The 13023-nt window shown below is 71.5% G+C and carries 9 protein-coding genes and 1 riboswitch; of the genes, 5 read left to right on the top strand and 4 right to left on the bottom strand.

All coding sequences use genetic code 11. The features are described 5' to 3' along the window. Positions 1 to 103: 103 nt before the first annotated feature. Positions 104 to 1732 carry a DUF5691 domain-containing protein gene (locus tag ACH41F_RS32230; protein WP_398838664.1) on the top strand — a complete coding sequence of 543 codons (1629 nt, stop codon included), beginning with the start codon at positions 104 to 106 and terminating at the stop codon, positions 1730 to 1732. Positions 1733 to 2223: 491 nt separating this feature from the next. Here the strand turns inward: ACH41F_RS32230 and ACH41F_RS32235 are convergent, their stop codons facing one another. Beyond that, entirely contained in the window at positions 2224 to 2640 is a 417-nt protein-coding gene (locus ACH41F_RS32235) for a cobalamin-dependent protein (RefSeq protein WP_391234581.1), read from the bottom strand. Positions 2641 to 3224: 584 nt separating this feature from the next. Between ACH41F_RS32235 and ACH41F_RS32240 the strand changes: the two genes are divergently transcribed. Then, a complete protein-coding gene (locus ACH41F_RS32240) occupies positions 3225 to 4115 on the top strand; it encodes a lipase family alpha/beta hydrolase (protein WP_398838666.1) in 891 nt (296 codons plus the stop codon). Between the two features lie 236 nt (positions 4116 to 4351). After that, a complete protein-coding gene (locus ACH41F_RS32245; RefSeq protein ID WP_391234577.1) occupies positions 4352 to 5833 on the top strand; it encodes a peptidoglycan DD-metalloendopeptidase family protein in 1482 nt (493 codons plus the stop codon). A 76-nt stretch (positions 5834 to 5909) separates the two neighbouring features. On the opposite strand, the gene pcrA is transcribed toward ACH41F_RS32245, so the two are convergent. Continuing rightward, positions 5910 to 8393 (bottom strand): DNA helicase PcrA, encoded by a 2484-nt coding sequence (gene pcrA, locus ACH41F_RS32250; RefSeq protein ID WP_391234575.1) that lies wholly within the window; start codon positions 8391 to 8393, stop codon positions 5910 to 5912. Between the two features lie 487 nt (positions 8394 to 8880). After that, positions 8881 to 9037: riboswitch (cyclic di-AMP (ydaO/yuaA leader) on the top strand. A gap of 8 nt (positions 9038 to 9045) precedes the next feature. Between pcrA and ACH41F_RS32255 the strand changes: the two genes are divergently transcribed. Then, complete coding sequence (locus ACH41F_RS32255; RefSeq protein ID WP_398838668.1) at positions 9046 to 10224, top strand: NlpC/P60 family protein; 1179 nt, start codon at positions 9046 to 9048, stop codon at positions 10222 to 10224. Between the two features lie 19 nt (positions 10225 to 10243). Here ACH41F_RS32255 and ACH41F_RS32260 read toward each other — a convergent pair whose 3' ends face one another. Then, positions 10244 to 10870 carry a hypothetical protein gene (locus tag ACH41F_RS32260; protein ID WP_398838669.1) on the bottom strand — a complete coding sequence of 209 codons (627 nt, stop codon included), beginning with the start codon at positions 10868 to 10870 and terminating at the stop codon, positions 10244 to 10246. Positions 10871 to 10965: 95 nt separating this feature from the next. Beyond that, positions 10966 to 11319 carry a hypothetical protein gene (locus ACH41F_RS32265; RefSeq protein WP_391234569.1) on the bottom strand — a complete coding sequence of 118 codons (354 nt, stop codon included), beginning with the start codon at positions 11317 to 11319 and terminating at the stop codon, positions 10966 to 10968. Positions 11320 to 11825: 506 nt separating this feature from the next. Between ACH41F_RS32265 and ACH41F_RS32270 the strand changes: the two genes are divergently transcribed. Further along, positions 11826 to 12896, top strand: a complete 1071-nt coding sequence (locus tag ACH41F_RS32270; RefSeq protein WP_398838670.1) for an NlpC/P60 family protein — start codon at positions 11826 to 11828, stop codon at positions 12894 to 12896. Positions 12897 to 13023 lie beyond the last annotated feature (127 nt).

Consider the following 13023-nt stretch of genomic DNA (forward strand, 5'->3'; position numbering starts at 1 on the left):
CCGGCACCCGACACACCGACACCCGCCCCCGCACTCACGCCGGCACAAGCGGCCGCCGGCCCGTCCGCCCCGCACACCGACGCACCCCACGGAAGGGACCCGCATGAACAGCACGTCCACACCTGTGGATTCGCCCGCGCCGGACGCCTGGGAGGAGCTCGTCACCACCGCCCTGCTCGGAACGGACCGGCGTACCCCGCCGGGCGCGGCGCCCGGCCGGGAGAGGCCCGCGCCCGTCGTCCTGCTGGACGCGGCGGCGACGGAGACGGTGAGACGGCGGGCCGGGCTGCGGCCCGCCCCCGCGGCGGCGCGGCCGGAACCGGCTCCGGAGGACTCCCGCCCCGCCCTGCCCGCCGCGGCGGGCCGCAGGCTCTCGATGCTGCTGGCCGACCGTCCGGGCACGGGCGGCGGCGGTCGCCGCGGCACCGCACCGGATCTGATGGAGCTGTTGCCGCAGTGGCTCGCGGCGGCGAACGCCCGGGGTTTCGCGGCACCCCCGGAGATGCTGCCGGCGCTGCTGGACGCGGCCCGGGGGCGTACGGACCTGCGTCCGGCGGCACTGACGTTCGCGGGACCGCGTGCCGTGTGGCTGGCGCGGTTGAACCCGGACTGGCGGTTCGCCCTGCGCGCGGCGCCCGGCGGGGACCCCTCCCTGCCGCACCCGGAGGACGCGGACCGGGTCCGGCGGTTGTGGCAGGAGGGTCTCTTCGCGGAGCGGGTCGCCCTGCTCGCCGCGATACGTGCCCGTGAGCCCGGCGCCGCGCGGGAGCTGCTGGCGACGACGTGGGCGACGGAGCGGGCCGAGGACCGGCTGATGTTCCTCGACTCGCTGCGGACGGGACTCGGCGCGGACGACGAGCCGTTCCTGGAGCAGGCCCTGACCGACCGCAGCCGTAACGTCCGGGCGACGGCGGCCGAGTTGCTCTCGGCGCTGCCGGGCTCCGCGCTCGCCGCGAGGATGGCGGTCAGGGCGACGGCGTGCGTGGCCCTGGACCGGACGCGGCAGACACCGACGATCACCGTGGAGGCGCCGTTCGAGTGCGACGCGAGCATGGAGCGGGACGGTGTGGTGGCCAAGGCTCCGGCGGGACGGGGTGAACGGTCATGGTGGTTCGGCCAGTTGGTGGAGGCGGCGCCGCTCGGGACCTGGTCGGCGCGGCTCGGCGGGCGCACGCCCGAGGAGATCGTGGCGCTGCCGGTGACGGACGACTGGCGGTCCGAACTGCACGCCGCGTGGTGCCGGGCGGCGGTACGGCAGCGGGACGCGGCCTGGGCGCGGGCGCTGCTGGGAGCGCCCGGGGCACCCGAGGCGGGCGGGCCCGGCGCGGTGTCGCTGGCCGAACGCGCCAAGCTGCTGGGCACGCTGGACTCCGCCGAGCGGGCCGACTGGGTGGCCGGCTTCATCTCGACGCACGGTCTGTCGGAGGCGTTTCAGCTGCTCGGAGGGTGTGCGGTGCCGTGGGCCGCGCCGCTGGGGCGGGCCGTGGTCGACGCGCTCAACATTGCGCGGGACGCGGGGAGTTACCCCTGGAGTTTCAGTGGTGTGATGGGGCTGGCCGAGCGGTGCCTCGACCCGTCGGAGGCGGGACGGCTCGATGGGCTGCTGGCGGTTCCGGACGAGCCGGAGGACGCGAGTCCGGGGGCCGGGGGGTACTGGGCGGAGGCGTTCCAGCGGCTGGTCACGACCCTGCGGTTGCGAGCGGCCATGATCGAGGAACTGGGAGCCGCCTGACCACACCACCCACTGTCACCACGGCCCGCGCGAACAGCCGGTCCGGCCCACCCGCGGGTCGCGCGGGGCCTGTGGTGCGCCTCGGCCCACCCGTGGGTCGCGCGGGGTTTGTAGTGCGCCACGGCCAACCCGCGGGCCGCCCTGGGCCCGTAGTGCGCCTCGCCCCACCCGCGAGCCGCTCCGATCCACCCGTGGGCCACCCCGGCCCCGCAGTCCGCCCCGGCCCACTCAGCCCACCCGCGGGCGACCTCAGCTCACCCTCACCCGGTTCCCGCCCAACCGCGAGCCACCTCGGCCCGCCCGCGAGCCGCCCCGGCCTGCCCGCAAGCCACCTCGATCCACCCACAAGCCGCCCCGGCCCGCCCGCAAGCCACCTCGGCCCACCCACGAGCCGCCCCGGCCCGCCCGCAAGCCACCTCGGTCCCCCCTCAGGCCGCCCCGATCGCCCCGATCGCCCCGCGATCCACACCCCACCCCCGCACAGCGGCGGGCTACGCTCCCGCCGGCGTCCGTACGTTCGCACGCACCCAGTCCACGATCTCCTGCGTCGTGGCCCCGGGTGTGAAGATCTCCGCGACGCCCTTCTCCTTGAGCGGGGCGATGTCCGCCTCGGGGATGATGCCGCCGCCGAAGACCAGGATGTCCGCCGCGTCCCGCTCACGGAGCAGGTCGATCACGGCGGCGAAGAGGGTGTTGTGGGCGCCGGAGAGGATGGAGAGGCCGATCGCGTCGGCGTCCTCCTGGATCGCGGTGGCGACGATCTGCTCGGGGGTCTGGTGGAGCCCGGTGTAGATGACCTCCATGCCGGCGTCGCGCAGCGCCCGCGCGATCACCTTGGCCCCGCGATCGTGGCCGTCGAGCCCCGGCTTGGCCACCACGACGCGGATCGGACCGGCTGCCACACCCATCACTGCCTCCATGAAGCGACTGCATCCATCCGTACCGACAGGTACCACACAGGCCATGTATGCCACCTGGACGGCGTCGATACGACACGGACGTCCTCACACCACGTTGTGCGAGGAAGTGAACGAACGTTATCTCCAGCATCCCGTAACCGGCAGTTTCGCGGTGCGGACCGAGGGGGAAATCACATGATGGGACACGTTCGCCGCGCACCGTTCCGAGTCTTTGCGGCACACGGACCGCAGGACCCTGCGGCCCCGGTACCGCAGCGGGAGCAAGCGCAACGGGAGCCGCAACGAGGTCGCCGCACCACCGCGCCGCGGGCCGCGCGCCGTGACGGTGCGGCGTGTCGACGGTGGCACGAAGGGCACGTAGGGCAGGTAAGGCACGACAGCGGGGAGCCTCGTCGCCACACCGGCAGGGAGCCTCGTCAGGTCAGCGGCGCACCACGCTCCACTCGCGCCACGTGCCGTGCTCGCCCCACGCGCCCTGCTCATGCCGCGCCGAAGGATTTCGCCGCGACCTCCCACGAGGGCACACGGGGGACAGAGGCGTCCTCCTCATGTGTGCCGACAGGAGGTCGGCCATGAAGGTCACCAGGGCAGTGGCGCCGTTGCTTCCCCTGTGCGAGCGCCTGCTCCCGAGCAGGCTGGCGGGGCTGCCCGTGGCGCTGCTGAAGGCGACCGCCCTGGAGATCGCGATCCTGGCAGGCCACCTCGTCCTCTATCCCTCCGGCATCCTGCAAGAACGCCGTGCGCCGGCCGTCCCGGTCCCCTCCCAGGACGGCCCCGCGCGGCTGCCGACAGGGACCAGGCCCCCGGTCGTCCTGCTGCACGGCTTCATCGACAACCGCTCGGTCTTCGTCATGTTGCGCCGCAGCCTCCTCCAGAACGGCCACCAGTGGGTCGAGTCGCTCAACTACTCACCGCTGACGTGCGACATCCGCACCGCCGCCGAGCTGTTGGGCCGGCACATCGAGGAGATCTGCGAGCGCACCGGAAGCAGCCGGGTCGACGTCGTCGGGCACAGCCTGGGCGGGCTGATCGCGCGGTACTACGTGCAGCGTCTCGGCGGCGACCTCCGGGTGCGCACGCTGGTCACGCTCGGCACCCCGCACTCCGGCACCCGGGTGGTGCCGCTGGCGGACGCGCACCCGATCGTGCGGCAGATGCGCCCCGACTCGGACGTCCTGACGGAGCTGACGCTCCCCGCGCCGGGCTGCCGTACGCACTTCGTGAGCTTCTGGAGCGACCTGGACCATCTGATGGACCCGTTGGAGACCGCCTGTATCGACCACCCCGACCTGATGGCGCAGAACGTCCAGGTGAGCGGGATCGGGCATCTGGCCCTCCCCGTGCACCCGGCGGTCGCGACCGGGATACGGCAGGCCCTCGACACGGATCGGACCGGAACCGAGATCGGAACCGACACCGGGACCGCGGCCGGCGCGAGCGCCGGGGGCCTGACCGTGGCGTGACGCGACAGGAATTGGCTTGACAGGCGATCCCCGCTTCACAGGCGATCCACAGCCGTTGGGCATCGAACAATCTTCGAACACAAAGCCAAGGTCGCGCCCGCAGTCCCCCGAAACACGCCCGGATGCCCGTTTCCTGAAGTGCTGAAACCTGCCGAAGATTGTCGCGCCCGCGTACCGCCGGGTACAGTCACCGCACTGCTCTGGCAGCCCCTGTTGTCGAGGCGAAAGAGAAGTTGGTGAACGACCCGTACCCGTCGGGGACCATGACCACCCCGACCCCTGCTTCCGATGCCTCGACGCACCACCCGTCCTACGGCTCCCTGGAAGCTCAGTACGGAGACTCCGCCGACTACGGCTACGACACGGGCGCCCACACCACCACGCACTTCGAGACGGACCCCCTCTTCGGCAGTCTCCCCGGCGAGAACACCGGGTCGTACGACGCCGGTCAGTGGTCCACGGGCAACCACCAGACCCTGAACTACGACGCCTACGCGGCCCAGCACCACGCCGCCCATGACACCGGCGCGTACGACACGACGAACTGGACCGGCGAGCACCATCAGCTCTCCGCGATCCCACCGCAGGCCGGCGCGGCCGACGTCAGCGGTCACTGGGACGCGAACGCCTGGCTCCAGCCCGACCAGCGCGGCAACGCCGCCGACCAGACCCAGCACTGGGAATGGGGCACGCAGACCTTCGACACCGGCACCTACGACGCCACGCAGTGGAACTCCGACGGTGCCGTGCCGGTCCACCAGGAGGCCGTCGACCACCGGTCGACAGCGGTCTTCGAGCAGGTCGACTACGACGAACCCGCCTCGCACGACACTGAGTTGAGCGCCACCGGCGAGCTGCCGGCCCTCTCCGATGACGCCTTCGCCGACGACACCTTCGCCGGGGACGACGCCCCGCTCCTCGACGGCCAGGAGGACTTCGCCCCGGCGCCTGGCTCGCGCATGGCCGCCCGCAACGCCGGCCGTTCCCGCCGTCGTACGCCCCCCAAGCGCTCCGCGCTGATGAAGATCGCCGTGCCGTCCGCGTGTGTCATGGGCGTGACCGGGATCGCCGCCGCCTCCGTCGGGGGCCTGAGCGACGACCAGACCACCTCAGCGGCGGCGGCCGACGTGGCGACCAAGTCCGTCCAGCCGTCCGCCGCGAACAACACGCTGGACACCCAGCTCGAGAGCCTCTCCGCGGGCGCCGATGACTTCGCCGACCGGGCCAGCCGTACGCAGGAGCGCATCGACCTCAAGGCCCAGCAGGTGGCGGAGCAGAAGAAGGCGGCGGAGGAGGCGGCCCGCAAGGAGCGGCTGCGCCCCAAGTTCGCCCTCCCGGTCGCGCAGCACGGACTCAGCGCCTACTACGGCCAGGCCGGCGTGAACTGGATGTCCGTGCACACCGGCATCGACTTCCCCGTGTCGTACGGCACCACCGTGATGGCCGCGACCGACGGCACGGTGCGCACGCAGTGGAACAGCGCCTACGGCAACATGATGATCGTGACGGCGAAGGACGGCACGGAGACGTGGTACTGCCACCTCTCCACGTACCGCGTCGCCTCCGGTACGACCGTGAAGGCCGGCGACCCGATCGCGTACTCCGGGAACTCCGGCAACTCCACCGGCCCGCACCTGCACTTCGAGGTGCGTCCGGCGGGTGGCTCGGCGATCGACCCGCTGCCGTGGCTGCGCAGCCACGGACTCGACCCGACGTAGGCCTCAACCGCCTTGCGAGCCCCCGCGCTTCACAGCGACGGGGGCTCGGTCGTGCGACGGCCCCGGGCCAGTCCCGCTACAGCTTCTCCACCGGCGCGTAGCGCAGCAGCAGCCGCTTCGGCTTGGCCTCGCCGAAGTCGATCGTCGCCTCCGCGTTCGCGCCCGTGCCCTTCACCGCCGTCACGGTGCCGAGCCCGAACTGGTCGTGCGTGACCCGGTCGCCGACCGCCAGCGAGACCACCGGCTTCTCCGAGGCACGGCGGGTGGCGAAGCCGGAGGCGCCGGACGCCGAGGAGCGGGACCGGGAGGACGACAGCGAGGCGGCGATCCCGGAGGTCGGGCCCGCCGGGGCGGAGACGGCGCCGGTGCGCTTCCACTCCACGTGCTGCTCCGGGATCTCCGACAGGAAGCGCGAGGGCGGGTTGTACGACGGCTGCCCCCAGGCACTGCGCAGCGAGGAGCGCGTGAGGTACAGCCGCTCCCGCGCGCGCGTGATGCCGACGTACGCCAGGCGCCGCTCCTCCTCCAGCTCCTTGGTCTGGCCGAGGGCGCGCATGTGCGGGAAGACGCCGTCCTCCATGCCGGTCAGGAAGACGACCGGGAACTCCAGACCCTTGGCGGTGTGCAGGGTCATGAGGGTGATGACGCCGGAGCCGTCCTCGTCCTCGTCGGGGATCTGGTCGGAGTCGGCGACGAGCGCGACCCGCTCCAGGAACTCGGAGAGCGAGGCGGACTCCTCACCCTCGCCCGTCTCCTGCTCGAACTCCAGGGCCACCGCGGCGAGTTCCTGGAGGTTCTCGATCCGGGTCTCGTCCTGCGGGTCGGTGGAGGCCTGCAACTCGGCGAGGTAGCCGGTGCGTTCGAGCACCGCCTCCAGGACGGTCGCGGGGCCCGCGCCGGACTCGACGATGGTACGGAGCTCCTCCATCAGCACGTTGAACCGCTTCACGGCGTTCGTCGACCGCGCGGCCATGCCGTACGCCTCGTCGACCCGCTTCAGCGCCTGCGGGAAGCTGATCTTCTCGCGCTGGGACAGGGCGTCGATCATCGCCTCGGCGCGCTCGCCGATGCCGCGCTTGGGGACGTTGAGGATCCGGCGCAGCGGCACCGAGTCCTCGGGGTTGGCCAGCACGCGCAGGTAGGCAAGGACGTCCCGGACCTCCTTGCGCTCGTAGAAGCGGACGCCGCCGACGACCTTGTAGGGCAGGCCGACGCGGATGAAGATCTCTTCGAAGACCCGGGACTGCGCGTTGGTCCGGTAGAAGACGGCGACGTCGCCGGCCTTCGCCTCGCCCGCGTCCGTCAGTCGGTCTATCTCGTCGGCGACGAACTGCGCCTCGTCGTGCTCGGTGTCGGCGACATAGCCGGTGATGCGGGCGCCCGAGCCCGCGTTGGTCCACAGGTTCTTGGGGCGGCGGGACTCGTTGCGCTCGATGACCGCGTTGGCGGCGGACAGGATCGTCTGGGTGGAGCGGTAGTTCTGCTCCAGCAGGATCGTGGTCGCCTGCGGGTAGTCCTCCTCGAACTGGAGGATGTTGCGGATGGTCGCGCCGCGGAAGGCGTAGATCGACTGGTCGGCGTCACCGACGACACACAGCTCGGCGGGCGGCAGGTCGAACTCGGCGGGCGGTACGTCGACGGGGTGCTCGGAGGTGCCGACCAGCTCCCTGACCAGCGCGTACTGAGCGTGGTTGGTGTCCTGGTACTCGTCGACCAGGACGTGCCGGAAGCGGCGGCGGTAGTGCTCGGCGACGTCCGGGAAGGCACGCAGCAGGTTGACCGTCGTCATGATCAGGTCGTCGAAGTCGAGGGCGTTGGCCTCGCGCAGCCGCGACTGGTACAGGGCGTAGGCCTGGGCGAGGGTCTTCTCGAAGCCGTCGGTGGCCTGGGCGGCGAAGTCCTCCTCGTCGATCAGCTCGTTCTTGAGGTTGCTGATCTTGGCGCTGAAGGACTTGGGCGGGTACCGCTTGGGGTCGAGATCCAGGTCACGGCAGACCAGGGCCATCAGCCGCTTGCTGTCGGCGGCGTCGTAGATCGAGAACGACGACGTGAAGCCGAGCTTCTTGCTCTCCCGGCGCAGGATGCGCACGCACGCGCTGTGGAAGGTCATCACCCACATCGCGTTCGCGCGCGGGCCGACGAGCTGCTCCACGCGCTCCTTCATCTCGCCCGCGGCCTTGTTGGTGAAGGTGATCGCGAGGATCTGGCCCGGGTGGACGCCCCGCTCGGCCAGCAGGTACGCGATGCGGTGCGTGAGCACACGGGTCTTGCCGGAACCGGCGCCGGCCACGATGAGCAGCGGGGTGCCGGAGTGCACGACGGCGGCACGCTGGTTCTCGTTGAGCCCTTCGATCAGCGCGGCCGCGTCCAGGACCGGGCGGGCGGCGCCGTCGCGGTAGTAGCCGTCCCGGTCCGGCGGCACGTCGAACTTCCCGCCGAACAGATCGTCCGGAACGGGTTCCGGTCCGTGCTCGTCCTCGGGCGGCGGCGGGGGCTCCTCCTCGCGGCCCTTAGGGGCCTGGAGGTCCGCCAGGAAGCTGTCATCAAAGAGGCTGCTCATCGCTCTCCGAGTCTAGGGCTCCCCACTGACACCCCGCCGCCACCCCGAGAAGTCGGGGGAAAGAGGGCCTGCGGGCCCGCCCGGAACCACCCAAGGCCTGCTCACTCTCCGCGACCATTCAGCAGCAAAGAGTCAGGCCGCCACGTAGACCTTGCCGCCGTCGGACCGGAAGACAGGAACGGCGTACGCACCACAGCTCGCTGCAAGCGGCCACAGCCACCGCTCGCGCTGTCCGGGCGACCGCGGCTCGACAGGAAGCCCCGCCCCGGCAGGCGGACGCGACGCGGCCACTTCGCCAGAAAGACGACCAAGCTCTGCCAGATCGGCCCGCACTGACCGGACCCTGCCGCGTCCCGCCCCAAGGTCACGAAAATGTATCGGGCATATCGACCATCAACCTTCACAGGGGCCACGCGAGTTGGCTACCGTGCCGGGCAGGCCGTACGACCCCCACCGGCGAACGTCGCCGGGCCGCGCGGCCTCCGCCGAGTCCGGTGCGCCTGTCCAGGCAGCCGGAGCCGGGGACCCACACCGATCCGGGGTGAATCGGCCCCACTCCCCTCCGGGGACGGCCGTAGGGCACACCTTCCGAAGCACCCGCCCGAACCCGACAGCTAACTCGGTAGGCGGAGCATGGAAGGAGTCGCCGACCTTGGCGTCGCACCGCAAGCCGTCCGCCGCGGGTACGCGCGTGGCAGGCATACGCACCCCCGCTCTCGCCACCGCCGCCCTCACCTCCGTGGCGCTGCTCTCCCAGACGGCCACCGCCGCCCCCTCGACCGACGACAAGCCGAGCATCGAGGAGGTCGAGAAGAAGGTCGACGACCTCTACCGCCAGGCGGAGTCGGCGACCGAGAAGTACAACGCGACCAAGGAGAAGACCGCCAAGCAGCGCAAGGAGGTCGACACCCTCCTCGACGACGTCGCCGAGCGCACCCAGAAGCTCAACGAGGCCCGCGAGGAGCTCGGCACCTTCGCCGCGGCCCAGTACCGCACCGGCGCCTCCGCGCCGGACACGGCGACCTTCCTGCTCGCGGACTCCCCGCAGGACTACTTCGACCAGACGCAGCTGATGGGCCGTATGACGTCCCGCCAGAAGGGCGCGGTCGACGACTACGTCACCGAGCAGGCCGCGACGATGAAGAAGCGTCAGGAGGCCACCCAGAGCCTCAAGACGCTCACCGACACACAGAGCGACCTCAAGACCGCCAAGGCGACCGTCCAGAAGAAGCTCTCCGACGCGCGCGAGCTGCTGTCGCGGCTGACCGCCGAGGAGAAGGCGCGGCTCGCGGCGATCGAGAAGGAGAAGCAGCAGGAGGCCGCCCGCAAGGCCGCGGAGCTGGCGAAGCAGCAGGCGGCCGAGCAGAAGGCGGCGGAGAAGGAGGCGGCGGAGAAGGAGTCGACGGGCGGTTCGTCGTCCTCCTCCCCCTCGCAGAGCCCGGACTCCTCGCAGACCACGGACCCCTCGTACGCCACCAAGGCCGAGAAGGCGCTCGCGTACGCCCGCTCACAGATCGGCAAGCCGTACGTCTGGGGCGCCACCGGCCCCGACTCCTACGACTGCTCCGGCCTCACCCAGGCCGCCTGGAACGCCGCCGGCATCTCCCTGCCGCGCACCACCTACGACCAGGTGAACGCCGGCACCACGGTCTCCCTCGCCAACGCCCGGCCCGGCGACCTCGTCTTCTTCTACGACGACGTCACCCACGTCGGCATCTACATCGGCAACGGCAAGATGATCCACGCGCCGAAGCCGGGGGCGTACGTGCGCGAGGAGTCCCTCTTCTACGACGGTGAGTCGGCGATCCACAGCGTGGTGCGGCCGGCTTGACGCGGTACACGGCCCTGGGTCAGTGACCTCCCCGGTTCTCGACACAGGGCCCCTCGCCGGGCTGCGGCTCGGCGTAGACGCCGTGCACCTCGCCGGTCAGCTCGTCCTTCGTCACCCGTCCCGACACGCACACGACGCCCGTGTAGACGGCGTAGTAGCCGTTCCCGACGGAGACCCCGTGCTCCTCGCCGCAGCCGAGGCGCGCCAGCGCCGCCTCGACGCGCTCGTCGCCGAAGCTCCCGTACTCCCCCGAACCGCCCTCCTTCCTGACCTTCGCCAGCTCCGCGAGGATGAGTTCCGCCGACGCCTGACCGCTGGCCTGCTGCTCCGCGCTGAGTGAGGCCCGCATGCGGTACGCGTGGTTGTCGGCGTAGTTCGGGGGCTGATCGATGTTCTCCTCCGGCGTGGCGGTGTCGGCACGGGGGCTCGGCGAAGAGGGCACCGCCACTGGCGTCTTCGCGGCCTGGGCGCACCGGGGCGGGGGCGGATAGGAGGGCGAGGCGCTGCCCGAGCGCGCGCCGGGGCTCGACTGCGCCCCCACACCACCCTTCTGGCTTCCGCACGCGGTCACCGTGAGCGCGAGGAGGGCGGCGACTACGGCGGCCGTGACGGCTGGGGCAGCTGTGGCTGGTCTTCCGAAGGGCATGGGCAGAGTCTCGCGGGACGGGGGGCCGGGTGTCATGAGCGCAACTACTCAGATCCGCGCCGCTGCTCCGACCAGGTCCAGAGTCCCGCGAGGACTCACGTCCAGAGCACCGCGATGAAGATGTCCGCGATGGTCAGCGCGCCCACCAGCCCGAACAGCCCCTTCTCCACCTTCTCGTCGTCCCGCTTCACATAGACGAGGCCGAGGATCACCACCAGCAGGGCCAGCTTGATGCCGATCTTCACGTTGTTGACGGACTGGTCGTCCGCCTGGTTCAGGCCGACCAGGATCACACCGGTGACCAGCATGGTGAGCGCGCCGTGCAGCATCGCCGGAACGAAGCGGGCGGTGCCCTGACCCATGGCCTTCATCTGGGTGAGGAAGCCGCCGAGCAGCGAGGCGATGCCGATGATGTGCAGGCCCACGAAGAGATGGATGAGTACGTCCATGGGGCCGGAGCCTAGCCAGAGACGCTTGAGCCGCCCTACACCGCCCTGCCGCTGCCGCTGCTACCTGTCGCTGTCGCTGCCGTCACGCTCTTGCATATATGCGCCCCATAGCACTCCGGCACCCCCACCCGTCCCGGAATCCGCACTTCGGTCATCACCCTGCGTGAAGTCGACGGCACGAGAACGGAATCACGGTCGCATGCGGTCACCCGGCGGTCCCCTCGGACCACTTCCGCGCATCCCGTTACCGCGGCGACACCGTCAGGTTTAGCGTCCTTCCCCAGGTGACCGGCTCCCCACCGCCGCCCGGGCCAGGGGCGGCAGTCGGACACCACCGCCGAGAAAATCCGGCGGCGGCCCGCTCCCCCTGTGCGGGCCGCCGCCGGACGCGTGAACCGCCCCGGGCGGGCCGTGCGTCCGCTCCCCTGGCGCCCGTACGGCCCACAGCACGTCCGGGGCGGTCCCACCCGAACCAGGCGGTCGTACGAAAGGACGTGCAAGTCCACGTGGCAGCGCACCGCAAGCCCAGGCAGCGCTCGGCCGGCGGCACCACGGCCCGTACCGCGGCGACGATCGCCCTCGCGGGCGCGGCGACCGCGACCGGTTTCGACGGGACCGGACACGCCGAGCCGAACCTGACCCCGGCGCAGGTCAAGGCGAAGGTGGACAAGCTGTACCAGGAGGCGGAGGTCGCCACCGAGAAGTACAACGGCGCGAAGGAGAAGGCGGACGCGGCCGAGACGCGGCTGAAGTCGCTGCGGGACGAGGCGGCACGCAAGACGGACAGGCTCAACTCGGAGCGGGACGCGCTGGGTTCGATGGCGGCGGCACAGTACCGCGACGGCGGTCTCGACCCCGCGCTGCAACTGGCGCTCTCCGCCGACCCCGACCGCTACCTCGACGGCGCCGAGTTCGTCGAGCGGGCGGGCACCCGGCAGGCGGCCTCCGTCACCAGCGTGCGCAGGCAGCTGCGGGAGATCGAGCAACTGCGCGGCGCCGCCCATGTCGAACTGTCTTCGCTCAAGTCACGGCAGGCGGAGCTGAAGCGGCACAAGAAGACGATCACCGGAAAGCTGGACGCGGCACGGCAACTGCTCTCCCGGCTGCCGGAGGAGGACCGGACGACCGACGTACGGCACGCGTCCCGCGCGGGGACCGGAACGCGGGACGGACTCACCGCGGCCGGAGCCGTGGCCGGAGGCGCCGCCAGTGGCGTCCAGGCCCCCAACTCCCGCGCCGCGGCCGCCGTTTCCTACGCCTACTCCAAGCTCGGCAGCCCCTATGTCTGGGGTGCCACCGGCCCCGACGCCTTCGACTGCTCCGGCCTCGTCCAGGCCGCCTACCGCTCCGCCGGTATCTCCCTGCCCCGCACCACCTACGCCCAGATCGGCGCCGGCCGCCGCGTCTCCCGATCCGAACTCCAGCCGGGCGACCTGGTGTTCTTCTACTCCGCCATCAGCCACGTCGGCATCTACGTCGGCAACGGCCAGATGGTCCACGCCCCGAACCCCTCGGCACCGGTACGCGTCGCACCGCTCGACGAGATGCCGTTCGCGGGGGCGACCCGGGTGGTGTGACCCGATGCGCCGCAGCGGTGAGGCCGCTCACTCGAGAACCCCGACAGGGACGGAACGGTCCTTTCCACTGCCACGAGATCACTCTGTGTCCTCAGCGAGCGGGAACGGCCGCCTCCGTGACCGGACC

This window comes from Streptomyces sp. NPDC020489, from assembly GCF_044386545.1.
Taxonomy (GTDB): Bacteria; Actinomycetota; Actinomycetes; order Streptomycetales; family Streptomycetaceae; genus Streptomyces.

Excerpts from the sequence above, each read along its gene's own strand:
- ACH41F_RS32240 (WP_398838666.1), top strand. The coding sequence starts at position 3,225 with ATGAAGGTCACCAGGGCAGTGGCGCCGTTGCTTCCCCTGTGCGAGCGC.
- ACH41F_RS32235 (WP_391234581.1), bottom strand. The coding sequence starts at position 2,640 with ATGGGTGTGGCAGCCGGTCCGATCCGCGTCGTGGTGGCCAAGCCGGGG.
- ACH41F_RS32265 (WP_391234569.1), bottom strand. The coding sequence starts at position 11,319 with ATGGACGTACTCATCCATCTCTTCGTGGGCCTGCACATCATCGGCATC.
- ACH41F_RS32230 (WP_398838664.1), top strand. The coding sequence starts at position 104 with ATGAACAGCACGTCCACACCTGTGGATTCGCCCGCGCCGGACGCCTGG.
- pcrA (WP_391234575.1), bottom strand. The coding sequence starts at position 8,393 with ATGAGCAGCCTCTTTGATGACAGCTTCCTGGCGGACCTCCAGGCCCCT.
- ACH41F_RS32260 (WP_398838669.1), bottom strand. The coding sequence starts at position 10,870 with ATGCCCTTCGGAAGACCAGCCACAGCTGCCCCAGCCGTCACGGCCGCC.